The following is a 23,463-nucleotide window of genomic DNA, read 5'->3' on the forward strand; positions in this document are numbered from 1 at the left end:
GTGTTTTGCAAATGCCTACCGTCGTTAAACGGTACCAAAACCGCCTTCCGTCGCAAAAAGTTGAACAAAAACTTACCGGCAGACAAGCCGGTCTGGGAAATCACCCCTTGCTGCGTTTCAGGTGCTCATCCAGTCGCGGCAGTATTTCAACAAAGTTGCAAGGCATATGGCGATAGTCGAGTTGAAGTCGCAATATCTCGTCCCACGCATCTTTGCAGGCCCCGGTACTGCCCGGCAGTGCAAAGAGATAAGTCCCATTGGAAACACCGCCGGTCGCCCGGCTCTGCACCGCAGAGGTCCCAATTTTCTGCATGGAAACCATCGTGAACACGGTCCCAAACGCATCTATTTCTTTCTCATAGACATCGCGATGCGCTTCCACCGTCACATCTCGCCCTGTTAAGCCAGTGCCTCCGGTGGATATGATGACATCAATATCGGGTTCAGTGCACCACGCGCGCAGTTGATCCGCGATTTGATCCCTTTCATCGGGCAAGATCGCCCTTGCCGCCAGTAGGTGCCCCGCGTCCTCTAGGCGAGCGACCAGCGTGTCTCCGCTTTTGTCCTGATCCAGGCCACGGGTGTCGCTGACCGTCAGGATCGCAATGCGCACAGGAACAAACGGGCGGTTTTCGTCGATACGAGACACTTATGCTTTCTCCATAATCGCAAGCCGTGCGGCAAGAGCAGTAAAGATGGCCGCGGTGGTATATCCAAGGCCTCGCTGGAACTTCACAGAGCCGGTCAACGCGCGACCGGCGGTCCCAGAAAAAGCAACCAACATACCGTTCACGACGAACCCGCCTAAGGCGATGATCGATCCAAACACCATGAATTGGACAAAAACCGAGCCTTTGGTGGGATCAACAAATTGAGGGACAAACGCGAGCACAAACAGGATGACCTTAGGGTTGCTGAGATTGACGATCAGCCCTTGTCTGAAAGCCTTTGCAGCGCTGAGCCCTTGCACCTTACCGTTCTCGACGTTGCTGGCCCGTAAAGCGCCCCATGCGAGCCAAAGCAAATAGGCGACACCGACCCAGCGGATGGCATCAAAAACCCACGGTACAGTTGCAACAATTGCACCCAACCCTGCCCCGGCAAGCGCCATATGAATCATGGCCCCCAACGAGATACCGGCACTCGCTGCAACCGCGGCTTTGGTGCCAGACCTAAGGCCCTGCCCCAAGCAAAACATCATATCTGCGCCGGGCGTCAGGTTCAAAGCAAGCGCCGCAGGGATAAAGGCCAGTAGAAGATAGAGATCCATGTTGCGTCTTAACCCAAACTCAGAAGTTTTGCTTTTAGGTCCAAAAGATCTGCCCATGTCTCGCGTTTCATATGCGGGCTGCGCAGCAAAAATGTTGGATGGAACATGGGCAGCACGGGGCGATCCATGGCTTCCACCCAATCACCACGCAGGCGGGTGATGCCGCGTTTGCCAAAAACACCGTGGCAGGCGATGTTGCCCATAACGACAAGAATGTCTGGATCAACCAATTCCACATGACGCCGCACGAACGGCATCATCATGAAGATTTCTTCGGTCTGAGGATCACGGTTTTGCGGCGGCCGCCATGGCAGAACATTCGTGATATAGACCGCACCCTCCGGCGCTTCGGCTTTTCGATCCAGATTAATCGCCGCGAGCATTTTATCCAGTAATTGACCAGCACGCCCAACAAAAGGACGCCCCTCACGATCCTCATCTCGCCCCGGCGCTTCGCCGATGATCATGATCCGCGCTTTCGGGTTGCCGTCACTAAACACCAAAGAGCGTGCGCCTTGCTTCAATGTGCAATGCTCAAACTGAGCGATGGCGGCCTTGAGTTGATCCAAATCGTTCGCTTGCTTCGCCATCTGGGTGGCCACGTCGGCAGGATCGACCTCCACGCGTTTCACCGGCGCTGGAGGCTCTGATTGCGCGGCCGGTTTAGCCTTTTTCTCAGGGACCTCATAACGGTTTATTGGCGCATCCATAATGGCTTCGGTCGCACCAAGTTCGACCTGCCAATCCAGCAGCGCTTTTGCCGTGTGAAAATCCAACCCCGATTCCATAGGCGTTACCCTACCCCGGCCTGCTGGCCGCGAAAACCACAATCGCGCCTCATCGCCGCTTGCCCATAAGGCGCGTGCTTCTTATAAGCGGCAAGGATCATTCACAGATCACTTAAAGGAGCCGTGCGATGGTGTTTCGTCAAAAGCATCTTCTAGGGATTGAACAGCTTCACCCAGAAGAGATCACCGCACTGCTTGATTTGGCCGACCAATATGTCGATCTGAACCGCCGGGACGTAAAGCACTCTGAGGCGCTGCGCGGTCTCACACAGATCAACATGTTCTTTGAAAACTCCACCCGCACGCAAGCCAGCTTTGAGATTGCTGGCAAACGTTTGGGCGCGGATGTGATGAACATGGCCATGCAGGCGAGCTCGATCAAAAAGGGTGAAACGCTAATTGATACGGCGATGACGCTGAATGCGATGCACCCGGATCTGCTCGTGGTGCGCCATCCGCATTCCGGCGCGGTGGATCTGCTGGCTCAAAAAGTGAATTGTGCCGTATTGAATGCCGGTGACGGCAAACACGAACACCCGACCCAAGCTTTGCTGGATGCCTTGACCATCCGCCGTTCAAAAGGACGCTTGCACCGCCTGAACATCGCGATCTGTGGGGACGTAACCCACAGCCGCGTGGCGCGGTCTAACATGATCCTACTGGGCAAGATGGAAAACAGAGTGCGTCTGGTTGGTCCACCCACACTTATGCCAAGCCAAGTCGACCAACTTGGTGTCGAAGTTTATGACGACATGGCGGAAGGCATCAAAGACGCCGACGTTGTCATGATGCTGCGCCTTCAGAAAGAACGTATGGATGGCGGCTTTATCCCGTCAGAACGAGAGTATTATCACCGCTATGGTCTGGACGCGGAAAAACTCGCCCATGCCAAGGACGACGCCATCGTTATGCACCCGGGGCCGATGAACCGCGGTGTCGAAATTGATGGCGAACTTGCAGACGACATCAATCGCTCAGTGATCCAAGATCAAGTGGAAATGGGCGTGGCCGTACGCATGGCTGCGATGGATCTGCTTGCACGAAACCTGCGCGAAGCACGCCAGAACCAACCGGTCGAGGTCTGATATGGAAGATCCCAAGGACCCAAAAATGAGCGGCCGCGTGGCAAGCATCGCGTTGCTGGTGATGTTCGCGCTTGTTGGCCTGATGGTCTTTATCGCTGGGTGATCAGGAGCGTCAAATGTCCGAACAGATGAAGGTCAGCCAACATGAACATGGCCTTGTTCGGATCTTTGCAATTGATCTTTCTGCGGAAGAAATCGACGAGTTTCGCAATCGCAGCTTCTCTGAGGACGATGATCACTGGCCCCTACGCGACGCCCTTGGTGCGACTTACCTGGACCAAGATTTCATCGAAGTCTTTGACGTTGCTGATTTAGAAGATCTTGGTCTTCACGGCTATATGCGCCAAGGGTTGGGAGTTTCAGCGGCAGACTTGGCTGACATGAAACCCCAGATCGATGCAATCTCGGGACATGTGCTTGTGGTTCTTTCAAGTGCCTTTGATGGGTTTGAACAGACGCTACATGCCAGAGCTCCACTACGTTGGCTTGGAACCTTCAAAGAGGAAACCGCGCCCGTGCAGTTCAAACCACTTGCCAGCGAAGCCGCACGCGGCTCTGTCGCCGATACGCCACCGCCGAAAATCAATAACCCTCATCTCACACTACTTGCGGCGATTGTCGCGCTGCCGATCATCATCGGTCTATTGGCCCTTTTGGCGTGGCTTGTTCTAAGATGACGCGCAGGTGCAAACCCTTGACGTCATTGCTGCAAACCGGCATGTGGCTTCAAACCAAGCGCAGGGCGCTGACTAAAAGAGGAATTGACCGTTCATGAGCCTTCTTTTCACCAACGCCCGCCTGATTGATCCTGAAAACCAAACCGACACTCTTGGCAGTTTGCTGGTAAAAGACGGCAAGATCATCGCCGTGGGTGATAACATCGCGGCCCCAGAAGGTGCTGAGGTGATTGATTGCCAAGGTCACTGCCTCGCGCCGGGGATCGTGGATATCGGTGTTAAGGTTTGTGAGCCGGGCGAGCGCCACAAAGAAAGCTACAAAACCGCTGGGCAAGCAGCAGCCGCAGGTGGCATCACCACAATGGTGACGCGCCCCGACACAACGCCTGCCATTGATAACCCTGAAACTTTGGAATTCGTAACTCGCCGCGCGAATGAAGCTGCTCCCGTGAATGTTGTGCCGATGGCCGCCCTCACCAAAGGGCGTGCAGGCAAGGAAATGACCGAGATCGGCTTCTTGCAAGATGCCGGTGCGATCGCATTCACCGATGGGGACAACGTGGTCACGGACAACAAGGTGTTCTCCCGCGCGCTGACCTATGCACGCGCCATGGGTGCGTTGGTTATTGGTCATCCGCAAGATCCGGGCCTTTCAAAAAGCGCTGCCGTGACTTCTGGCAAATTTGCGAGCCTGCGCGGTTTGCCCGGTGTGTCCCCAATGGCAGAGCGTATGGGGCTCGACCGCGACATCGCGATGATCGAGATGACTGGTGTGAAATACCACGCCGACCAGATCACCACGGCCCGCGCCCTGCCCGCGCTGGAACGTGCAAAGGCCAATGGGTTCGACATCACAGCAGGCACGTCTATCCACCACCTGACCCTGAACGAGTTGGACGTGGCGGATTACCGAACCTTCTTCAAAGTCAAACCACCGCTGCGCAGCGAAGATGACCGGCTGGCCATGATTGATGCGGTGAAATCCGGCTTGATTGACACGATTAGCTCGATGCACACCCCACAGGACGAAGAAAGCAAACGACTTCCTTATGAGGAAGCGGCTGCGGGCGCAGTCGCACTCGAAACGCTAATGCCAGCCGCGATGCGACTTGTTCTTAATGAGCAGCTGACCCTGCCAGAATTGTTCCGCGCGCTGTCGCTGAATCCGGCAACGCGCTTGGGGCTCGACTCTGGTCGTCTGAGCGAAGGCGCGCCAGCCGACCTTGTAGTCTTTGATCCGGACGCGCCGTTTGTTCTGGACCGCTTCAAACTGAAGTCAAAATCCAAGAACACGCCGTTTGACGGACAAAAAATGCAGGGTAAGGTCGTGGCGACTTACGTGGCCGGCGCGGCTGTTTATCGGAGAGACTAATGCCCCCCATTGAAACCGGTTTGCTGGCTCTGATTCTTTGGGGGCTTGTGGGTTATCTTTTTGGCTCTATTCCCTTTGGGATCGTGATCACTCGCGTCTTTGGCTTGGGTGATCTGCGTCAAATTGGGTCCGGCAATATCGGAACCACCAATGTTTTGCGCACCGGTTCTAAACCCGCAGCGGCGGCGACCTTGATCCTAGATGGCGGCAAAGGCGCTATCGCGGTTTTGGTCGCGCGTTGGTTGGCGGCAGAAGATGCTGCGCAATTGGCAGGGCTTATGGCCTTTTTAGGTCATTGCTTTCCGATTTGGCTGAAGTTCAAAGGCGGCAAGGGCGTCGCGACATTCCTTGGTCTGATGCTTGCCTTGGCGTGGCCTGTCGGCGTTGCCTGCTGTCTGACATGGCTGGTAACCGCACTGGTCTCACGGATTTCTTCGCTTTCAGCGCTTGTAGCCGCGGCTTCGTCTACTTTCTGGATTCTGATCCTTGGGTATAGCCCTGTTTTCATTCTCGGAATTGCTGTGACCCTTCTGGTGTTCTGGCGACACTCCGAAAACATTTCTCGCCTGCGGGCAGGCATCGAGCCAAAGATCGGCCAGAAGTAACGGCGCACAACCTTTCTGCGCCGCTGCACAATCAAAATCTGTTGTTTTGAATTTGATCTGATGCGCCATGAGATTGGGGCTGTCCGACGCAATTTCGTCGAGACGTCCCATTCCGGTCCCGACGCAATTTTTGCCGAAGGACCAACACATTCCGAAAGGTAAACATCATGAACACTTTGAAATCCCTCATCGGGGGAATTCTTCTCGCGTCTTCAGTTGCAGCTTCAGCTTTTGCCGCAGGCGTTGAGGTCAATGCCTCAAACACAGGTCTGGCCCTGCAAGGTTATGACCCAGTCGCATACTTCACCGAAGGCCAAGCAACACCGGGCGACTATAAGATCACGACGGTTTATAATGACACCACGTACCGGTTTGCGTCCGAGGCTCACAAAGCCACTTTTGAAGCAAACCCAGAAGCTTACCTGCCTCAATACGGCGGATACTGTGCATTCGGGGCAGCAATGGGCTTTAAATTCGATGGTGATCCAGAACTCTGGAAAATAGTTGATGGTGAGCTGTTCTTAAACCTTGCGCAGGACATCCAAGAGCGTTGGGAAGGTGACATCCCGGGTTACATCGAAAAAGCAGACGCGCAGTGGACTGAAATCGCAGATGTCGCTCCGGCAACTTTGCAAGCTCAATAACACTTGAGATAAAATGGAAACGGCGGCACCGAAAGGCGCCGCCGTTATGTGTACTGACCAAAGATCAGTAGCTGAATTCGTCGTAGATTTTGGTGAGATCACCGCCCCAGTCACCATGATAGCGGTCGAGCAGCTCATCTGCAGGGACTTTGCCGCTGTCCAAGCTTTCCTTCAGTGCGTTGAGGAAATGGGTTTCATCTGGGATCAAACCACCGGCACCCGGTTTCGCGCGCGCTTTGAGACCAGCATCTGAAATCGCAACGACCTCACGCGCCAGATCATGCATGTTGAGATTGCCGACCTGCGCTTGAAGCGCTTGCTCGCTTGCGCCGACGCGCAACGCTTCGCGCGTTTCAGCATCCCAGCCTTTGACCAGATCCCACGCAGCATCGAGCGAGGATTGATCATACATCAAGCCGACCCAGAAGGCTGGCAGCGCACATAAGCGACGCCATGGCCCGCCATCTGCACCACGCATTTCCATGAATTTCTTGATGCGCGCTTCTGGGAAAGCGGTGGTCAGGTGATCAGCCCAATCAGAAAGAGTTGGGGTTTCACCGGGCAATGCAGGCAGTTCACCTTTCAGAAAATCGCGGAAAGACTGGCCCAGCGCGTCGACATATTTGCCGTCGCGATAGACAAAGTACATCGGCACATCGAGCGCATATTCCGCCCAGCGTTCAAACCCAAACCCGTCCTCAAACACAAACGGCAACATGCCGGTGCGCGCAGGATCAAGGTCACGCCATACGCGCGAGCGCCAGGATTTATGGCCATTCACTTTGCCATCAAAAAACGGGGAATTTGCAAAGAGTGCCGTCGCCACAGGCTGCAATGCCAGGGCCACGCGCAGTTTTTTCACCATGTCTGCCTCGGACCCAAAATCGAGGTTCACCTGAACGGTACAGGTCCGGTACATCATGGATTTCCCCATGGTGCCGACGCGGTCCATATATTCGGTCATCAGCTTGTAGCGGCCTTTGGGCATGACCGGCATTTGTTCGTGGGTCCAAATCGGTGCGGCTCCAAGACCGATGAACTTCACACCGATCTTATCGGCGATATCTTTCACGTCCTTAAGGTGGGCATTCACCTCGTCGCAGGTCTCATGAATCGACTGAAGCGGTGCGCCGGAAAGTTCCAATTGCCCGCCCGGTTCCAAAGAGACATTCGCGCCGTCTTTCTCAAGACCGATCAGCTTGTCGCCCTCAAGCACCGGTGCCCAGCCATGGCCATCGCGAAGGCCTTCAAGAACCGCAAGGATCGAGCGTTCACCTTCGTAAGGCAATGGATTCAGGCTGTCTTGGCAAAAGCCGAACTTCTCGTGTTCAGTGCCGATCCGCCATTGATCCCGCGGTTTACAGCCCGCCTCAAGATATTCCGCAAGTTGTTCGTGGCGTTCAATAGGTCCGCCGCCGGACTGTGGGATGGACATGGGCTGTCTCCGATAAAATCGCAGATTGCGAAATAGTGTTCAGGGTGACGTTGGTGAAGGGAATCGCGACGACTGTCAATGCAGCCGAGTGACAGGTTTTGCCCAAATCACGACAGGTTGAGCCGCGTCGGCTTTTAGGGAAGACAACATATGTTCGGTTCGCATGTCAGGAAGCTTGGCAAAAGCATCAAATAACTGATCAGAGCCTTCTGCATTCACCGGAATTGCAAGATCGGTTTGCCGAGGTTGTTGCAGCAGCCATACCGGAGGCGTTTGTGTTGGATCGAGGACAACCATTGCAAGGTCACTGATCGCAACAACGCCCCCTGACAGCGGGCCGAAATAACTGATCTGACCCTCATCGACCGTGACGACCCCCGGCCCACCCTTACCAGAGCGAAAACGCGCGCGCTGAACGCCGGTATAGATCAAGACGGCACCCCCAAGCACAACGGCCATGCCAACCCAACGAAGAATACCTCCGCCAGCGATCCACCATGCGCCAAGAATGACAACGGCAATACCAATGATCGCTTCACGCCATTGCATAAGTGCCGCTTGGGCTTCTGGTCGTATGAAACTCATTTCTTCTGCACCCCGGTCATAAACGCAGCAAAGTACCGATCGGGAACGACCATTGCCGCCTCGCGCAACATCACCAGTCTCCGAGCTGTTGCTGCCAAACGGTCAACGCCGCGACTGCCGCCGTATCGGCACGCAAAATCCGCGGCCCCAATGACACAACATGAGCTTTGGGATGCGCATGTAAACGTTCGCGTTCTTTCGGAGAGAAACCACCTTCCGGCCCAATCAGAATGGCCCATTTTTCTCCGTTTGCAGCTCCAAGCGTTTTCGCCGCACCGACTTCGGCCTCATCGCAAAACATCAGATTGCGGTCTTCCGGCCAATCCGCCAGCAAGCGATCCAATTTCTGGATATCGGTGACCTCAGGCACATAGGTTCCGCCGCATTGCTCTGCAGCCTCCAGCGCATGGGCTTGAAGGCGATCTTGGCGAATACGGTCAGAATTCGTGTATTCAGTCTGCACCGGCATGATCATTGCCGCCCCCATCTCAGCGGCCTTCTCCACGATGAAATCGGTACGTGCTTTTTTGATTGGTGCGAAGATCAGCCAAAGATCGGGGGGCATTTGCAGGGGCTTTGTCTGCTCAATGCAAGACAGCTCACCCGCGCGTTTGCCCGCCTGTACAACCTCGGCCCGCCATTCGCCATCCTTGCCGTTAAACAGCAGGATATGGGCTCCAACAGCCAATCGCATCACCCCAAAAAGGTAATGCGCTTGGTCCCGGCCCAGAGGAACCGATTGCCCAACCCCCAAGGGTTGATCTACATACAGTCTGACTTTTGCATCCTTCATGAGGACCTACATATGGCCGACACCCCCACAACGCCAGAGCCAGATGGGCAGGTTTCTGATGCGGTCGAAGGAAATTGGGTGGACACATGGGCCCCCGCCCCGACGCGTCCCTACCTGAGACTGTCCCGCGCGGACCGTCCCATAGGAACATGGCTATTGTTTATCCCATGCATGTGGGGGCTGATGCTCGCCATGCTGTATGATGGCCGGGTTTGGTGGCAGGACGCTTGGACGCTGGTTGGATGCGCAATGGGAGCATTTCTGATGCGCGGGGCTGGCTGCACATGGAATGATATCACAGACCGCAAATATGACGGCCAAGTTGAGCGAACGAAATCTCGCCCGATCCCGAGTGGTCAGGTCACTGTAAAGGGCGCAGTGGTCTGGATGGTCGCGCAGGCGCTTCTGGCTTTTGTGATCCTGCTGACGTTTTACCCAAACGCCATTTATCTTGGCATTCTCGCTTTGGTGCCAGTCGCCATCTACCCATTCGCAAAACGCTTTACATGGTGGCCTCAGGTCTTCCTCGGCTTGGCGTTCAACTGGGGTGCCTTGCTTGCTTGGACTGCCCATAGCAATGCGTTGGAATGGCCGGCCGTGGTTCTCTATCTGTCGGGGATTACTTGGACCCTGTTCTATGACACGATCTACGCCCATCAGGACAAAGAAGATGACGCCCTGATCGGCATCCGATCGACGGCACGGCTTTTTGCGGGAAACACCGGAAAATGGCTCACCGGCTTTTTGATTGCCACCATGTGTCTCATGGCCTTTGCGGTGATCGGTGCAACGATCGAGCGCAACCCGTTTTCCATGGTCCTCGCGCTTACAGGAGTGTGGGCCATGGGATGGCACTTGCATTGGCAGCTGCGCAATTTGGACACGGAAGATGCAGACACTTTGGTCAAAATTTTCCGCTCAAACCGGGATGCGGGCTTGATTCCTTTGCTGTTTTTCGCCGGTGCCCTGTTCCTTTGATTGATAAGGCGCGCCGAGTTGCGTATCAGTCACGGAACCGCAGACCGAAAGATCAAATAAAGAAGACCTGATGCGACTGCCTTTAAATTTGACCGTGGCCACTACCTTTGGACTCGCTGGGATCGTCAGCCTTGCAGCCGCAAGCCTGACCGCGACCGTCATCGAAGACAGTACGCAGGCCAGCGTTCAGGCCGCTTTGGACAAGGGTGGCCTTGAGTGGGCCGAGACCTACGCCGAAGGCTTGGAGGTGTTCCTAACGGGTACCGCTCCAAATGAAGCGGAGCGATTCCGCGCCATGTCGACTGCCGGTGGTATCGTCGATGCGGCACGAGTGATCGACAATATGAACGTGGCAGCGATCGCCGCGTTAGAAGCGCCAAAATTCTCTGTCGAGATTCTGCGGAATGACGCAGGGATTTCGGTGATTGGCCTAATCCCACAAGCACAGGATCGGGACGCACTCATGTCTCGCTTAGAAAAAGCTGCGGACAAAAACGAAAGCATCGCGGACTTGTTGGAAACAGCGGACTACGCCGTTCCACAGCGCTGGTCAAAGTCGCTTCGCTTTGCGGTCGATGCTTTACGAGACCTCCCGCGTTCTAAGATTTCTGTGGACGCAGATGCTGTACGGATCACCGCAATGGCGGACAGTATCGAAGAAAAGCTTAAACTTGAGCGCGATTTCGCGAAAGACACGCCAAAGGGCGTCGACCTTATTCTGGATATTTCCGCGCCTCGCCCCGTCATCACCCCATTTACGCTGCGCGCAATTTTTGCCGACGGAAGCCTTCGCTTTGATGCCTGTTCGGCAGACACCGAGGACACACGCGCAGAGATCCTTGCGGCCGCGGACCTGATTGGCCTGCCTGACGGACAGGACTGCCGAATTGGCCTTGGCGTACCCTCACCGCAGTGGTCCAAAGCCTCTGTGGCCTCACTAGAGGCATTGAGTGAGCTTGGCGGCGGCACCGTCACGCTGACGGACGCAGACATTTCATTGGTGGCGATGGCGGGAACCGATCCAGCCGTTTTTGATCGGGTCGTTGCGAAGACAGAGAAAAACTTGCCAGAGCTTTTCGCACTACATGCAACTTTGCCGCAAATTGACGAAAACGGTGAGGCAGAGAAAACCGAGTTTATCGCGACATTGAGCCCGGAAGGCTTGATGCAGATGCGTGGCAAACTGGGCAGCGCCCTAAGCCAAACCACCATAGACAGCTACGCTCAGGCGCGCTTTGGCAATGACAACGTCTACGATGCTTTGCGTCTGTCTGATCAGGTCCCAGCGAACTGGCCCAGCCGCGTGATGGCAGGATTGGACGCATTGTCAAAATTGAGCAATGGCGCTGTGACTGTGACCTCGGATTTTGTTGAAGTCAGCGGACTAACCGGGTCAACAAACGCTAGTGCTGAAATCAGCCAAGTTCTGGCGAAGCGCCTTGGTGAAGGACAGCAATTCGCGATCGACGTCGCCTATGTGGAAGCGCTGGATCCCTTGGCACTTATCCCAACTCCTGAAGAATGTATTGCCAAGCTGCAAGCGGTCCAGACGAAGGCCAAGATCACCTTTGAACCTGGCTCAGGAACTCTAGACGCCTCTGCTGAACCCATTATCGATGCAATCGCCGTGATCCTAGAAGACTGCGGTGAACTGCCGTTGGAGATTCAAGGCCATACCGATAGCCAAGGGCGCGAAAGCATGAACCTTGCATTGAGCCAGAACCGAGCGCAATCCGTCCTGGCCGCCCTAAGGGACCGTCGCATCCTGACCGGGACATTTGCCGCGCTCGGGTATGGGGAAGCAAAGCCAATCGGGGACAACGAAACCGAGGAAGGGCGCGAAGCCAACCGCCGGATCGAGTTCGTGTTAATTGAGCCAGTCGCCGATACGCCTGCGCCAAACGAAGAGACGAATGTATCTGAAGATACCTCTGAACCTACGGAAGAGTCTCAAGCCCCCCTTGAAAACAACGCCGATCCGGTGGAAGAAGACACGAACGGTGAAAACACCGAAGCCCAGGAGACAGTCCCCGATGTCCAGAATTGAGTTTATTATCGCAACCGCGATTGTTCTGTTCATTGCATTCTGTCTTGGATGGTTCGCCAATTGGCTTGTGCACCGCTTCACGCGGGTCGCACAATCCGACGTGGATCAGCTTGAGCGCATGAGCCAAGAGCTTCACGAAGCGGAAGAGACACGCGATCAGGCGATAACATACCTTCAGCAACGCGAAGCAGAGCTCACCAATCAGCTGAACCAGACTGAAGCAGAGCTTGGCGCTGCGATGGAAGGTCTGCGCGATGCCCGTCACGAGGCAGAAGAGCTTCGCAAATACGTGGCGCAGATTCAGCAACCAAGCTGATTTACCAGCGCTTCAGCGCGTCCTCATCATCGTCTTTTGCCGCCACCCATTCTGCAGAGTTAGAGGTGATCTCTTTCTTCCAGAATGGTGCTCGGGACTTCAGGAAATCCATCAAGAAATCAGCAGCCTGAAACGCATCAGCGCGGTGTTTTGAGGCGGTTGCAACCATCATGATCCGTTCGCCAGGCTTGAGATTGCCATAGCGGTGGATGACCAAAACATCACCGAGATCCCAACGCTTTATCGCCTCTTCTGCAATCTTAGTCAGCGCCTTTTCCGTCATACCCGAATAGTGCTCAATCTGCATCGACTGCAGCGTGCCTTCGGCGTTGTTGCGCACAATGCCTGTGAAGGTGACGACCGCCCCCATTCCCTCGTGTTGAGCGGCGAAAGCATCACTCTCCGCACCCAGATCAAATGGCGCCTCTTGCACAACGATCCGCATCTTAGCCACCTGTCATTGGCGGGAAGAAAGCGACTTCTCGCACGCCACTCAGAGAAGCATCAAAATCCGAAAGCTCCTGATCTAGCGCCACTCTTAGCGCAGTCAGGTCTGAGAACGCTAAGGCATAGCGCTCTTCTCTGGCGCGCAATTCGTCGACCAGTTCATTTACGGTCGCGGCACTGGTTTCAAAGCGTTCCTTCGGTAGGCCGATCCGCTCTCTTACCCATGCAAAATAGACAAGTTCCATGGCGTTAGTCCTTCAAAAACGGTGCTGCTTTGCGGAAATAGTCAAACCCGGTCACGAGGGTCAGCACAGCCGCAATCCACAAAAGCCCCAAGCCCGCTTGGCTCGTCCAAACAGCGCCTGAATAGACGGAGCGCAAACCATTCACGTCTTCACTCCCGCCGGACAGGATAAGTGCCACTGTCTCTTGATCCATACCCCAGGACCACATGCCGAAGTAATGTTCAAAAATCCCTTGGGCAAGCAGCACAGCGATTGCAACCATCTGAGAAGCCGTCTTCCATTTCGCCAGCTTCGTTACTTTCAACGTACCGGCTGTGTCGCCTAGGAACTCTCTTAGACCAGACACAAAGACCTCACGAAACAGAATTATCGCCGCAGGCAAAACCAAAGCCAAAGACAGAGATGAGAAACCAACGATAACCATCAGAGCTATCACCACCATCGCCTTATCAGCGATTGGATCAAGCATCGCACCGAGCTTTGTTACCTGGTTCCATTTCCGCGCGAGATAGCCGTCCAGATAGTCAGTCAGCGAAGCGCAAACAAACAACGTTAAGGCGAGAATGTCTGCGAAGGGCCGAGGCAGCACAAGAAAAATCACTGCGATCATTGGCGCTGCCAACAAGCGCAGTGCGGTCAGGATATTCGGGAAGGTCCAGGTCATGTGCCATTCCTAACCGGTCTCCCGCTTGGTGAAAAGCCCTCGAGCCGCGCGACAATGAGCTTGTGCTCTCAGCATCTAAAAATGGACCAGAATCAAAGAGGCCCGGACATTGGGTATGTCCGGGCCTCGTGCCGAAGCAATTTACTCCCCGAAATTCTTTCGATTGCTGATGGTCTCCCCTGGGGGCAAAGACGGATCGGGATGCTTAGTGATCCGAGTTACAGAGACGTCCATCAGCGTGCACGCTTCGTTAGAATTATTCTACATGAACGACAAAGGTTTAGCCTAGATGGCGCAGAGCAATTCGGACAAAAATCGGGTAGGTAACTATACTTTAGGTTAGGAGTCTGATCAGCGTCCTTCATGAAAGAAATCATAGATTGATTCCGCTAATGAGTCCGAGATTCCATCCACTGCTTTGAGGTCTTGGAGATTCGCGCGGCTCACCGCTTTGGCACTTCCAAAATGCGCCAAGAGGGCTCGTTTTCTGGTCGCCCCAACACCTGGCACATCGTCCAATGGAGTGGCACTTACCGACTTCGCCCGTTTCGCACGGTGCGTTCCGATCGCAAATCGGTGGGCCTCGTCGCGCAACCGCTGGATGAAATAGAGGACTGGATCATTGCGGCGCAACGCAAAGGGGCGCTGTCCGATCCGGTGAAACTCTTCTTTGCCATGATCACGGTCTACGCCCTTTGCGACACCGACCATGGCAATGTCCTCGACGCCACATTGCTGCATGATTTCATGCACGGCAGAGACCTGACCCGCACCGCCGTCAATCAGTAACAAATCGGGCCATTGGCCTTTCTCGCGTTCGGGGTCTTCCTTTTGAAGCCGCTTGAACCGCCGCAGCAGCACTTCCTTCATCATTCCGAAGTCATCGCCAGGCGTAATGTCCTCACCGCGAATATTGAATTTGCGATAGCTGTTCTTCATGAACCCTTCGGGACCGGCGACAATCATACCGCCTACCGCATTTGTGCCCTGTAAGTGAGAGTTGTCGTAAACTTCGATCCGCTTTGGCGGTTGATCAAGATCGAAGGCTTCGGCGACACCTTTGAGAAGTTTAACCTGGGTCGCACTCTCACTCATCTTTCTAGCAAGAGACTCCTTTGCATTGCGCAAAGCGCCTGCAACAAGCTCAGCTTTTTCGCCGCGCTGGGGCACCAGGATTTGCACTTTATGACCGGCCTTTTCGCCAAGCGCCTCGGACATAAGCTCCTGATCTTCAATTGCGTGGGAAAGTATCACCTGCTTCGGAGGGTCTTTGCTGTCATAGAACTGCCCCACAAAAGCACCCAGCACTTCGGCCGCATCAATCTCATTCCCTGCGCGCGGGTAGTAATCCCAATTCCCCCAGTTTTGATTGGCACGGATGAAGAAGACCTGTACGCATGCCTGCCCCCCTTCCATATGCAAAGCAATAACGTCAGCCTCGGGCACGCCACGCGGGTTGATGCCTTGGGCCGACTGCACTTGAGTCAAAGCAGCAATCCGATCGCGTAGCGATGCCGCCTTTTCAAACTCCATGGCATCGGACGCGTCTTTCATCTGTTCCTTGAGTTCGGCCTGAACGCGGGTCGAGCGACCCGATAGAAAGTCATCCGCTTCTTTGACGAGCTTTGCATAGTCCTCCACGCTGATCGCGCCACAGCATGGACCAGCGCAGCGTTTCATATGGTAGTTCAGACAAGGGCGGTCACCTGCCTCGACCTCTCGGTCAGAACATGTTCTCAGCAAGAAAACCTTCTGCAATGTATTGATGGTCCGATTGACCGCCTTAGCGCTTGCGAAGGGGCCGTAGTATCGGCCCTTTTGGGTTTTCGCGCCCCGATGCTTTTCAAGCTTGGGAAAATCATGCTCGGAAGAGATGAAGATATTCGGGAAGCTTTTGTCATCCCTCAGAAGCACATTGTATTTTGGTTTCAGCTGCTTGATGAGATTTTGCTCTAGCAGCAACGCTTCCGTTTCTGTCTTTGTTGTCAGAAACATCATGGTCGCCGTTTCGCTGATCATACGAGCGATCCGGCCTGTGTGCCCAGTTGGTCGAGAGTAATTCGACACGCGCGCTTTCAAATTACGCGCTTTCCCCACGTACAAGACACGCGCCTGCGCATCCAGCATCCGGTAAACCCCTGGGGATCCATCCAAAGTCTTTAGATACGCCGCGATACGGGCGTGTCCGGTCAATGATGGTTCGGATTTCGGGTCTTGGTCAGTCATGGGCACATTGAGCTATGATTCTTACCCTGCCTGCAATCTTAGTTGCTCTATGGCAAGAGAGAACATGTCCACTAATTCTGTGGATAACTCTGCAGATAACTTTCTCTGACATTCGAAATCCCCTTATTTTTAACCCAAAATCAATCGTTGCCTATTTTTTAGGCAAAACCCTAAGTCATTGATTTTAATATAAATTAATTTTCAAGCCAGCCAAAACACTGAAAACACTATGATTTTTGTAACGCTTCCGTGACGGAAGTGTGACCGGTGCACAACTTATTTGGTTGTGGCTACCGCCGCTCACTCTACTGACAATAAATGACCTGGTATCGGTCTGATAACCCGCGACCTATAACCGGCTTAGTTTTAGGAAAGTACGACCAAGATGTACGCGACATAGAGGGCCGTTAAGAGGACACCCCAGCGGCGTGTGATGTCTTTCTTGAACCAGACAAATGGCAGCAGCAACAGGCTTGCACCGGCCATGACCCACAAGTCGAACTCTAGGAACTCTGGATCAACAGGGATTGGGCCAATCAAGCTCGCAATTCCAACGATGGCCAACAGGTTGAACATGTTTGACCCGATGACGTTGCCCAAAGCTACATCGGCCTGACGACGCAAGGCTGCCATGACTGTTGTGGCAAGTTCAGGGAGGCTGGTGCCAACGGCAACAAGCGTCAAGCCAATCACCGCCTCTTCCACATGGAACATCCGCGCAATTTCAACAGAACTATCGACCAGCAGATCCGCGCCAAACGGCAAACCGATCAAGCCCAAGCCAAGAAACACAATAATCCGCCACCAAGGCAAATCTGGATCTGCGCCCTCTAGATCCTCCAGATCTTCGTCGGCATTGTCACAAACGGTTTTTCCCGCCTTGCGATGTTGCATCGCCATACGAAAAGCGTCACCCAAAACGAAGGCCAGAGCGGCCAACAAGATCAAGCCACTTACCCAAGTGAAGACACCGCAGAAAGCCAATCCGATGAAAAGCACCGTGGCGCCCATCATGAACAAATAGTTTTTTCGCGTATCACAGGTGCTTGTATGCAATCGCGACAAAATGGCTGGAATGCCAAGAACCATCAGCACGTTGGCCGTATTAGAACCGACCACGTTCCCCATTGCGATACCTGGAGCACCGTCATCAATCGCGCTGATTGCAATCAGCAACTCAGGGGCAGATGTTCCAAAAGCAACGATGGTCAGACTTACGATCAACGCGGGGATACCCACACGCAGACTGAGGTTGACTGCACCTCGCACCAATGCGTCCCCAGCGAGAAGCAGAATTATCAGACCCAAACCGGCCGTTAGCCAAACGAGCATGAACTTTAGCCCTTTTTGCTGCGGCAGGGACAAGGGCCCTTACCAAACTGAAATCGCCCACAATCGGAGCATCGTCTTGCGTTCAACTGTTTCTGCAGGGTCTTCTTGCCCGGCACGCTAAGCTTGCCGAACATGGCCAAGACAGCCATGCCTGCGAGAAAAAGGAGAACAATCTTTGCTAACACTTCAAAGCCCAAACCGCGCGTAACTTGCCCGTTCCTCTAGCCCGGTTAGGGCATCTTGCGCAAGCTGCGCGCCGAACCGCTGCAAGAAGGGCCGGCGTTGGTCATAGCGGCGGAAACGTACGTCCTTGCCAAACTTCTCTTTCATCACCGGCACGATGTGACCCAAGCCGTCGGCAAGCCCTTGGTCGACCGCCTTTTGACCAATCCAAATCTCGCCGGTGAAAAGGTCTTCGTTGTCGACAAGCTTTTCACCACGTCGGCTTCGAACATGAACAATGAAGTTTTCGTGGATATCTTCGAGCATTGTGTTGAGCCGCTCCACGTCCTCTTCTTTTTCGGGACGGAACGGATCGAGCATAGATTTCGATTTGCCCGCTGTGTGTACGCGGCGCTCAATGCCATGGCGCTCAAGGAGTTCATGGGCACCAAAGCCCGCTGAAATCACACCGATAGAACCAACGACGGATGACGCGTCCACATAGATTTCATCGGCAGAAGCGGCGAGCCAGTACCCACCAGACGCGGCGACATCCTCAACGAATGCGTAAACCGGGATATCCTTCTCTTCTGCTAAACGACGGATACGTGCTCCGATCAGTGCACTTTGCACAGGCGAGCCACCCGGAGAATTTAGTATAAGCGCAACCGCATCAGGCTTGCCGCGGCGGAAAGCTTTCTCGATCAAAGGGGCGAGCGCCTGATCGCTCAGGCCACCGCGGTTTCCGGCTGCAATAACACCAGCCAAACGCACAACTGCGACGGTGGGAGACTTCTTCGTAAATGGGATCCAACGTTTCATGCATCGCATGTAGAACGCGTTTCCTTGCCAAACAAGATGGGCGCTTTCAGAAAGCGCCCATTTGATACTTTTGCAGTTTTTTTCCCCAAAAAATGAGACTTTTAGCTGCGAATTCTCCAGCCAGACTTAAAGATCCACCAGATCGCGACCAAGCAAACCGCTGTGAACCCGGCAATCGCCACGAGGCTCAATCCAACCGGGACATCTGCCAATCCAAAGAATGCCCAGCGGAATCCAGAGATCAGGTAAACAACCGGGTTAAACAGGGTCACTGTCTGCCAAAATGGAGGCAACATCGAGATCGAGTAAAAAGACCCGCCCAAGAAAACCAAAGGCGTCACAATTAACAGCGGCACCAATTGAAGCTGCTCAAAGTTTTTCGCCCAGATCCCGATGATGAATCCGAACAGCGCGAAACTTGTACAAGTCAGAACCATAAAGGCGATCATCGCGATGGGGTGCTGAATCTCTAAATCCACAAAGAACCCGGCGGTTGCCAGAATGACAACACCAATAAAGAGCGACTTGGTCGCCGCGGCGCCGACATACCCAATGACGATTTCAATGAAGTTCACTGGTGCAGAAAGCAGTTCGTAGATCGTCCCTATGAATTTCGGAAAGTAGATGCCGAACGACGCGTTCGAAATCCCCTGTGTCATGATCGAAAGCATAATCAAACCTGGGACAATGAATGCGCCATAGCTTACGCCTTCGACCTGCTCGATCCTGCTGCCGATGGCAGCGCCGAACACCACGAAATAAAGGGACGTAGAAATGACCGGAGAGATAAAGCTCTGGGTCAACGTGCGGAAGAAACGCGCCATTTCATATTTGTAGATGGCGGTAATTGCGGTCCAATTCATGATTGGCCCTCCTCAACGAGACCGACAAAGATGTCTTCCAAACTGCTCTGCGCGGTCTGTAAGTCCTTAAGCACAAGCCCCGCCGCCGAAAGGTCCGACAGCAAGGTTGTAATACCAGTACGCTCTGATCGCGTGTCATACGAATAGGTCAGCACAGAGCCTCCTTCTTCTAACGCAAGATCATAGGCGCTCAGGCTTTCAGGCAATGACTGAATGGCGTCTTGCAATTCAACCTTCATTTGCTTCTTACCAAGCCGTTGCATCAACGACGCCTTTTCTTCAAGCAACAGCAATTCGCCCTTGTTGATCACTCCAACCCGGTCGGCAATCGCTTCTGCTTCTTCGATGTAATGCGTGGTCAGAATGATTGTGACGCCATCACGCTTCAGTTCCGCGACCGTGTCCCACATGTCTTTGCGTAGCGCGACGTCGACACCAGCAGTCGGTTCGTCCAAGAACAACACACGCGGTTCATGACTCAGCGCTTTGGCGATCAACACCCGGCGTTTCATGCCGCCCGAAAGCTCCATGATGCGACTGTCTTTTTTGTCCCACAGGCTAAGCTTTTGCAGCACCGTCTCTAGGTAGGCGTCGTTGCGCTTCTTACCGAAAAGCCCCCGCGAGAACCGCACCGTATTCCAAACCGTTTCAAAAGGTTCGAGGTTGATTTCTTGCGGCACCAGTCCAATCAGACTGCGCGCAGCGCGGTAATCATCTTTGATATTAAAACCACCCACATGCACATCACCTGATGTGCTGGTCGTGATTCCGCAAATGGTGGAAATAAGCGTGGTCTTGCCTGCGCCGTTTGGCCCAAGCAAAGCTAGGATCTCACCTTCTTCAATCTCTAAGCTCACGCCCTTGAGCGCTTCAAAGCCACCTTCATAGACCTTTTTAAGGTCTTCAATTTCTAAAATAGACATCGCTCTCTTTCCCAAGATGCCTCACATTGCAGTGCGTACTTAGCCCGCCAGCTGGTCACATCCAATTGCGTAAATTGGCATAAGACAATATGCGTTTTTGCATATAGACGCCCCGACAGAACGATCTGTCACAGGTCACGAAATACAAATCCATTACGAAGAGGTGTAAGTCATGAGCGAGATCATTCGCAAACACACTGGCGTCCGCAGCAGCAAGATCGTTGTCCACAACGAAACGATTTACCTGACTGGCCAAGTGGGAACAGCAGGTGAGTCTATTCAGAAACAAACCCAAGAGTGCTTGGACAAGATTGATGCCCTGCTCGCCGAAGCCGGTTCCGACAAAACCCGCATTTTGCAATGCACCATCTGGCTGTCTGACATGGGTTACTTCGCTGAAATGAATGAGGTTTGGAACGCCTGGGTGCCAGAAGGCCACGCGCCTGCGCGGGCTTGCGGGGAGTCTAAATTGGCACGCCCGGAACTGAAGGTCGAAATGATCGTCACCGCCGCCAAATAAGTGCTGCACATTTTTTTGAAAGCGACGGGATTTTCTCGTCGCTTTCCTCTTGACGCTATCTGCGGGCTGGCCTAAACCCCGCTCCACTCATGGCGCGGTAGCTCAGCTGGTTAGAGCGCTCGACTCATAATCGAGAGGTCGGGAGTTCAAGTCTCCCCCACGCCACCACTTCCCCAATTTATAAAGAACCCACCCGTTCATCGGCCCGAAGTCCGTTGTTGCCTTATAGAAACAAGGCCAGCAACACCTTGCTGGCCTTGATCATTAAAACACATGGTATTGGTGCAACCTGGGGGATGCATATGGGGATGCAATTGCAATAACCGCAGCGTTTTTATGTCAGCGACCCCTGCCTGCGAATACGAGGGGAGAAAACGCATTCAAGTAACGGGCGCTGAATTTACCCTGCTTTGGAAGCGCCTGACTCGAAAGCACGTTTTCGTGACGCACTTCACAAGTTTCGCGAGCAACGCTTTCATCCGCGGCCACAGTCGCTAAGCTAAACCTACGTTCGACGAGCAACGGTTCCTTTGGGCTGCTGGGGAGTGGGAACACCAAAGGATCTACAGCTTTGAGAACGTTCAGTGTTAACGAACTCAAATGGAGGCCTCTTGCCTAGCACCATTTCGGACTTTCTTTCCCTGTATTTACAGAAATCGGCGACCCTGCCCCCAAACAAACGCACCGTTGAAAGAAATCTACGACTCTATGCGATCAAAACAGCCTATTCTCCGCTTTTCGTTTTGATTGTAAGCCTCGCCTCGCTTCGTTTGCCTCTCTTGCAACCCAGCGGATTTGAGCATCTCTCCTTCGCTTTCCTTTTCTTTCTGCCCTTCGCACTTTCCTTTGTTCAAGCCGCTTGTCTCATATGGCTTGCCCCATGGAATGTTGTGCGTATGGCGCCATATGGTGTGCCACTTTTGATCGCCGCGTTTGTCGCTGTGGTCCCAACTGTGGTGCCCGAAGCAATCATTATGCTCTTGTGGGTGCCAGAAGGTTTTTTTGAGGAACACAGTTATGCGATGAAGTTTTTGGGGCTCATTGTTTCTGAGACAACAGTCGCGTGCTCCGCTCTTCTGATTCTGCTGTTTGTCTTGGAAAGCGACTTTCAGGCAATCCTGGACGAAGGAGACCTGAACGTTCGCGTTCTGCGTTGGCCAGAAAAAAGTGCGCCTGTAGAGGTCCCAATTGAAACCGCAAAACCCGACCTAGAGAACGAGCAGATACAAGGGCTTCTTTTGGCCCCAGTCAGGGGGCCCGTCTTACAAATCGTTGCTGAGAATAAATACATCCGTGTCACAACACAAAACGGCGAACAGCTTTTGTCTATGTCGCTGACAGCAGCTGAGGAGAAGCTAGACCCGGCACGAGGTATGCGCATACACCGTTCTGTTTGGCTCGCATGGGACGCCATGGGGCGCATTATTTATGAGAACGGCAACCCGCGCATTTTTGCGACCACCGGAACCGTGCATCCGATCAGCCGTAAGAACGTCAAAATGATCCGAGAGCGACAAGAAGGGCGAGATGCAGCCGAGTGATCAGTGGCCGCGCACCGTATCAATCATCAACTGCACGTTTTCGGGATCCGCATCCGGCGTGATCCCGTGCCCAAGGTTAAAGATGTGAGGCCCGCCCCTTAGCGCGTCCACAATGGCGCGTGTCTCCGCAACCAAGGCATCTCCGCCCGTAACCATGTGGGATGATTTCAGGTTGCCCTGAACGCACCCATCTTTCTGAACATGTTGAGCCGCCCAAGCCGCGGTCACACCATCATCAAAAGCCACGCAATCCGCGCCAGTCGCTTGCGCGAAACCTTCATATCGCTCACCCGCCCCACGGGGGAAAGCGATGATCGGTGTATTTGGATGCATGTCTTTCAGCGCCGCAATAATGCGTTTGGTTGGCTCTACCGCGTAGCGCTCAAAGTCGGCGCCTTTGAGAGAGCCTGCCCAACTGTCAAAGAGCTTCACCACTTCAGCGCCTGCTTTGATCTGTTCAGACAAATACGTGATTGTTCCTTCGACCAGGCGATCAATGACTTGACCAAATAGGTCTGGATTTTCGTCCTTTAGCGCATGCGCTGGCCCTTGGTCGGGCGTCCCCCGTCCAGCGATCATATACGTCGCAACGGTCCAAGGCGCTCCAGCAAAGCCAATCAATGTAGTCTCGGCAGGAAGTTCGCGCCGCAGAATACGTACCGTTTCATAGATTGGCGACAACGTGTCGTGCACCGCATCTGCTGGCTTCAGCACATCAAAGTCCGCTTGAGACTGAATCGTGGAAAGTCGTGGCCCCTCGCCAGTCACAAACCAAAGATCTGCACCCAAGGCCTGCGGCAACAAAAGAATGTCTGCAAACAGGATCGAGGCATCAAACCCGTAGCGACGGATCGGCTGCAGGGTCACTTCGGCAGCCAGCTCGGAATTGTAACACAGCGAAAGAAAATCCCCGGCCTGCGCTCGGGTCGCGCGGTACTCTGGCAAATACCGCCCTGCTTGGCGCATCATCCAAATTGGCGGCGTTGGCAGGGTTTCACCCGCTAGGGCTCGCAGGATGGTTTTTTGCTCTGCCATGGTCTTCCTCGCTCTTCGCTGTCTCTCGTTAGGTCTAGCGCAAGCGACAAGATGTCAAGGCTCGGGAGGTGGCATTCTCCTTGTCAGG

25 protein-coding genes and 1 tRNA gene are annotated in these 23,463 nt (G+C 54.0%); 11 read left to right on the forward strand and 15 right to left on the reverse strand.

The annotated features are described in order from the left end of the window. Nucleotides 1–100: 100 nt before the first annotated feature. From moaB to TA5113_RS10630, 3 genes are read right to left on the reverse strand one after another with little or no spacing between them, the layout of a single operon-like run. Complete coding sequence (moaB, locus tag TA5113_RS10620; RefSeq protein WP_058315016.1) at nt 101–649, reverse strand: molybdenum cofactor biosynthesis protein B; 549 nt, start codon at nt 647–649, stop codon at nt 101–103. Continuing rightward, a complete protein-coding gene (locus tag TA5113_RS10625; protein ID WP_058316709.1) occupies nt 650–1,270 on the reverse strand; it encodes a LysE family translocator in 621 nt (206 codons plus the stop codon). A gap of 8 nt (nt 1,271–1,278) precedes the next feature. After that, nucleotides 1,279–2,058 (reverse strand): uracil-DNA glycosylase, encoded by a 780-nt coding sequence (locus TA5113_RS10630; protein WP_058315014.1) that lies wholly within the window; start codon nt 2,056–2,058, stop codon nt 1,279–1,281. A gap of 128 nt (nt 2,059–2,186) precedes the next feature. On the opposite strand from TA5113_RS10630, the gene TA5113_RS10635 reads away from it, so the two are divergent. The 5 genes from TA5113_RS10635 to TA5113_RS10655 all read left to right on the forward strand — a co-directional run bounded on the left by TA5113_RS10635 (nt 2,187) and on the right by TA5113_RS10655 (nt 6,441). Further along, the gene (locus TA5113_RS10635) at nt 2,187–3,143 is read left to right on the forward strand and encodes an aspartate carbamoyltransferase catalytic subunit (protein ID WP_058315013.1); all 957 of its coding nucleotides are present in this window, start codon (nt 2,187–2,189) and stop codon (nt 3,141–3,143) included. 116 nt (nt 3,144–3,259) lie between these two features. Next, nucleotides 3,260–3,820, forward strand: a complete 561-nt coding sequence (locus TA5113_RS10640; RefSeq protein ID WP_058315012.1) for a hypothetical protein — start codon at nt 3,260–3,262, stop codon at nt 3,818–3,820. A gap of 94 nt (nt 3,821–3,914) precedes the next feature. Then, on the forward strand, nt 3,915–5,192 hold the full coding sequence (pyrC, locus tag TA5113_RS10645; RefSeq protein WP_058315011.1) for a dihydroorotase: 1,278 nt from the start codon (nt 3,915–3,917) through the stop codon (nt 5,190–5,192). Next, nucleotides 5,192–5,797, forward strand: coding sequence for a glycerol-3-phosphate 1-O-acyltransferase PlsY (gene plsY / locus TA5113_RS10650; RefSeq protein WP_058315010.1), 606 nt, complete (start codon nt 5,192–5,194; stop codon nt 5,795–5,797). Before pyrC ends, plsY begins: the two co-directional genes overlap by 1 nt. 167 nt (nt 5,798–5,964) lie before the next feature. Beyond that, nucleotides 5,965–6,441, forward strand: coding sequence for a YHS domain-containing (seleno)protein (locus TA5113_RS10655; RefSeq protein WP_058315009.1), 477 nt, complete (start codon nt 5,965–5,967; stop codon nt 6,439–6,441). Nucleotides 6,442–6,505: 64 nt separating this feature from the next. Here TA5113_RS10655 and TA5113_RS10660 read toward each other — a convergent pair whose 3' ends face one another. The 3 genes from TA5113_RS10660 to TA5113_RS10670 form a co-directional block, all read right to left on the reverse strand. Continuing rightward, the gene (locus tag TA5113_RS10660) at nt 6,506–7,876 is read right to left on the reverse strand and encodes a glutamate--cysteine ligase (protein WP_058315008.1); all 1,371 of its coding nucleotides are present in this window, start codon (nt 7,874–7,876) and stop codon (nt 6,506–6,508) included. A 75-nt stretch (nt 7,877–7,951) separates the two neighbouring features. Beyond that, nucleotides 7,952–8,461: a hypothetical protein gene (locus TA5113_RS10665; protein ID WP_058315007.1), complete on the reverse strand. Its 510-nt coding sequence runs from the start codon at nt 8,459–8,461 to the stop codon at nt 7,952–7,954. Between the two features lie 70 nt (nt 8,462–8,531). Next, on the reverse strand, nt 8,532–9,254 hold the full coding sequence (locus tag TA5113_RS10670) for a 16S rRNA (uracil(1498)-N(3))-methyltransferase (RefSeq protein WP_058315006.1): 723 nt from the start codon (nt 9,252–9,254) through the stop codon (nt 8,532–8,534). A gap of 12 nt (nt 9,255–9,266) precedes the next feature. Between TA5113_RS10670 and ubiA the strand changes: the two genes are divergently transcribed. The 3 genes from ubiA (at nt 9,267) to TA5113_RS10685 (ending at nt 12,595) form a co-directional block, all read left to right on the forward strand. Continuing rightward, nucleotides 9,267–10,232, forward strand: coding sequence for a 4-hydroxybenzoate octaprenyltransferase (gene ubiA / locus TA5113_RS10675; RefSeq protein WP_058315005.1), 966 nt, complete (start codon nt 9,267–9,269; stop codon nt 10,230–10,232). 70 nt (nt 10,233–10,302) lie between these two features. Beyond that, nucleotides 10,303–12,279, forward strand: coding sequence for an OmpA family protein (locus TA5113_RS10680; protein WP_058315004.1), 1,977 nt, complete (start codon nt 10,303–10,305; stop codon nt 12,277–12,279). Further along, entirely contained in the window at nt 12,266–12,595 is a 330-nt protein-coding gene (locus TA5113_RS10685; protein ID WP_058315003.1) for an SNARE domain-containing protein, read from the forward strand. Before TA5113_RS10680 ends, TA5113_RS10685 begins: the two co-directional genes overlap by 14 nt. Nucleotide 12,596: 1 nt before the next feature. Here TA5113_RS10685 and TA5113_RS10690 read toward each other — a convergent pair whose 3' ends face one another. The 8 genes from TA5113_RS10690 to TA5113_RS10730 form a co-directional block, all read right to left on the reverse strand. Beyond that, the gene (locus TA5113_RS10690) at nt 12,597–13,040 is read right to left on the reverse strand and encodes a molybdenum cofactor biosynthesis protein MoaE (protein ID WP_058315002.1); all 444 of its coding nucleotides are present in this window, start codon (nt 13,038–13,040) and stop codon (nt 12,597–12,599) included. Between the two features lies 1 nt (nt 13,041). Further along, the gene (moaD, locus tag TA5113_RS10695) at nt 13,042–13,287 is read right to left on the reverse strand and encodes a molybdopterin converting factor subunit 1 (protein WP_058315001.1); all 246 of its coding nucleotides are present in this window, start codon (nt 13,285–13,287) and stop codon (nt 13,042–13,044) included. 4 nt (nt 13,288–13,291) lie between these two features. Continuing rightward, nucleotides 13,292–13,951, reverse strand: coding sequence for a CDP-diacylglycerol--glycerol-3-phosphate 3-phosphatidyltransferase (gene pgsA / locus TA5113_RS10700; RefSeq protein WP_058315000.1), 660 nt, complete (start codon nt 13,949–13,951; stop codon nt 13,292–13,294). A 351-nt stretch (nt 13,952–14,302) separates the two neighbouring features. Then, nucleotides 14,303–16,177: an excinuclease ABC subunit UvrC gene (uvrC, locus tag TA5113_RS10705; protein WP_058314999.1), complete on the reverse strand. Its 1,875-nt coding sequence runs from the start codon at nt 16,175–16,177 to the stop codon at nt 14,303–14,305. Between the two features lie 366 nt (nt 16,178–16,543). After that, on the reverse strand, nt 16,544–17,509 hold the full coding sequence (locus tag TA5113_RS10710) for a calcium/sodium antiporter (protein ID WP_058314998.1): 966 nt from the start codon (nt 17,507–17,509) through the stop codon (nt 16,544–16,546). A 186-nt stretch (nt 17,510–17,695) separates the two neighbouring features. Beyond that, a complete protein-coding gene (locus TA5113_RS10720) occupies nt 17,696–18,493 on the reverse strand; it encodes a S49 family peptidase (protein WP_058314996.1) in 798 nt (265 codons plus the stop codon). Nucleotides 18,494–18,594: 101 nt separating this feature from the next. Next, entirely contained in the window at nt 18,595–19,356 is a 762-nt protein-coding gene (locus TA5113_RS10725) for an ABC transporter permease (protein ID WP_058314995.1), read from the reverse strand. Beyond that, complete coding sequence (locus TA5113_RS10730) at nt 19,353–20,279, reverse strand: ABC transporter ATP-binding protein (RefSeq protein WP_058314994.1); 927 nt, start codon at nt 20,277–20,279, stop codon at nt 19,353–19,355. Before TA5113_RS10730 ends, TA5113_RS10725 begins: the two co-directional genes overlap by 4 nt. Before the next feature lie 172 nt (nt 20,280–20,451). On the opposite strand from TA5113_RS10730, the gene TA5113_RS10735 reads away from it, so the two are divergent. From TA5113_RS10735 to TA5113_RS10745, 3 genes are all read left to right on the forward strand, one after another. Continuing rightward, nucleotides 20,452–20,799: a RidA family protein gene (locus tag TA5113_RS10735; protein WP_058314993.1), complete on the forward strand. Its 348-nt coding sequence runs from the start codon at nt 20,452–20,454 to the stop codon at nt 20,797–20,799. Nucleotides 20,800–20,890: 91 nt separating this feature from the next. Beyond that, nucleotides 20,891–20,967, forward strand: a tRNA-Met gene (locus TA5113_RS10740). A 728-nt stretch (nt 20,968–21,695) separates the two neighbouring features. Continuing rightward, the gene (locus TA5113_RS10745; protein ID WP_131726414.1) at nt 21,696–22,340 is read left to right on the forward strand and encodes a LytTR family DNA-binding domain-containing protein; all 645 of its coding nucleotides are present in this window, start codon (nt 21,696–21,698) and stop codon (nt 22,338–22,340) included. On the opposite strand, the gene hemE is transcribed toward TA5113_RS10745, so the two are convergent. Beyond that, on the reverse strand, nt 22,341–23,375 hold the full coding sequence (hemE, locus tag TA5113_RS10750) for a uroporphyrinogen decarboxylase (RefSeq protein WP_058314991.1): 1,035 nt from the start codon (nt 23,373–23,375) through the stop codon (nt 22,341–22,343). Between the last annotated feature and the right edge of the window lie 88 nt (nt 23,376–23,463).

The sequence above is a fragment of the Cognatishimia activa genome, assembly GCF_001458335.1.
Taxonomy (GTDB): domain Bacteria; phylum Pseudomonadota; class Alphaproteobacteria; order Rhodobacterales; family Rhodobacteraceae; genus Cognatishimia; species Cognatishimia activa.

What these genes read in the sequence shown, in the direction of transcription:
- TA5113_RS10625 (WP_058316709.1), bottom strand. Translation starts at nt 1,270, where the DNA reads ATGGATCTCTATCTTCTACTGGCCTTTATCCCTGCGGCGCTTGCTTTG.
- TA5113_RS10630 (WP_058315014.1), bottom strand. Translation starts at nt 2,058, where the DNA reads ATGGAATCGGGGTTGGATTTTCACACGGCAAAAGCGCTGCTGGATTGG.
- TA5113_RS10635 (WP_058315013.1), top strand. Translation starts at nt 2,187, where the DNA reads ATGGTGTTTCGTCAAAAGCATCTTCTAGGGATTGAACAGCTTCACCCA.
- TA5113_RS10640 (WP_058315012.1), top strand. Translation starts at nt 3,260, where the DNA reads ATGTCCGAACAGATGAAGGTCAGCCAACATGAACATGGCCTTGTTCGG.
- pyrC (WP_058315011.1), top strand. Translation starts at nt 3,915, where the DNA reads ATGAGCCTTCTTTTCACCAACGCCCGCCTGATTGATCCTGAAAACCAA.
- plsY (WP_058315010.1), top strand. Translation starts at nt 5,192, where the DNA reads ATGCCCCCCATTGAAACCGGTTTGCTGGCTCTGATTCTTTGGGGGCTT.
- TA5113_RS10655 (WP_058315009.1), top strand. Translation starts at nt 5,965, where the DNA reads ATGAACACTTTGAAATCCCTCATCGGGGGAATTCTTCTCGCGTCTTCA.
- TA5113_RS10660 (WP_058315008.1), bottom strand. Translation starts at nt 7,876, where the DNA reads ATGTCCATCCCACAGTCCGGCGGCGGACCTATTGAACGCCACGAACAA.
- TA5113_RS10665 (WP_058315007.1), bottom strand. Translation starts at nt 8,461, where the DNA reads ATGAGTTTCATACGACCAGAAGCCCAAGCGGCACTTATGCAATGGCGT.
- TA5113_RS10670 (WP_058315006.1), bottom strand. Translation starts at nt 9,254, where the DNA reads ATGAAGGATGCAAAAGTCAGACTGTATGTAGATCAACCCTTGGGGGTT.
- ubiA (WP_058315005.1), top strand. Translation starts at nt 9,267, where the DNA reads ATGGCCGACACCCCCACAACGCCAGAGCCAGATGGGCAGGTTTCTGAT.
- TA5113_RS10680 (WP_058315004.1), top strand. Translation starts at nt 10,303, where the DNA reads ATGCGACTGCCTTTAAATTTGACCGTGGCCACTACCTTTGGACTCGCT.
- TA5113_RS10685 (WP_058315003.1), top strand. Translation starts at nt 12,266, where the DNA reads ATGTCCAGAATTGAGTTTATTATCGCAACCGCGATTGTTCTGTTCATT.
- TA5113_RS10690 (WP_058315002.1), bottom strand. Translation starts at nt 13,040, where the DNA reads ATGCGGATCGTTGTGCAAGAGGCGCCATTTGATCTGGGTGCGGAGAGT.
- moaD (WP_058315001.1), bottom strand. Translation starts at nt 13,287, where the DNA reads ATGGAACTTGTCTATTTTGCATGGGTAAGAGAGCGGATCGGCCTACCG.
- pgsA (WP_058315000.1), bottom strand. Translation starts at nt 13,951, where the DNA reads ATGACCTGGACCTTCCCGAATATCCTGACCGCACTGCGCTTGTTGGCA.
- uvrC (WP_058314999.1), bottom strand. Translation starts at nt 16,177, where the DNA reads ATGACTGACCAAGACCCGAAATCCGAACCATCATTGACCGGACACGCC.
- TA5113_RS10710 (WP_058314998.1), bottom strand. Translation starts at nt 17,509, where the DNA reads ATGCTCGTTTGGCTAACGGCCGGTTTGGGTCTGATAATTCTGCTTCTC.
- TA5113_RS10720 (WP_058314996.1), bottom strand. Translation starts at nt 18,493, where the DNA reads ATGAAACGTTGGATCCCATTTACGAAGAAGTCTCCCACCGTCGCAGTT.
- TA5113_RS10725 (WP_058314995.1), bottom strand. Translation starts at nt 19,356, where the DNA reads ATGAATTGGACCGCAATTACCGCCATCTACAAATATGAAATGGCGCGT.
- TA5113_RS10730 (WP_058314994.1), bottom strand. Translation starts at nt 20,279, where the DNA reads ATGTCTATTTTAGAAATTGAAGACCTTAAAAAGGTCTATGAAGGTGGC.
- TA5113_RS10735 (WP_058314993.1), top strand. Translation starts at nt 20,452, where the DNA reads ATGAGCGAGATCATTCGCAAACACACTGGCGTCCGCAGCAGCAAGATC.
- TA5113_RS10745 (WP_131726414.1), top strand. Translation starts at nt 21,696, where the DNA reads ATGGCGCCATATGGTGTGCCACTTTTGATCGCCGCGTTTGTCGCTGTG.
- hemE (WP_058314991.1), bottom strand. Translation starts at nt 23,375, where the DNA reads ATGGCAGAGCAAAAAACCATCCTGCGAGCCCTAGCGGGTGAAACCCTG.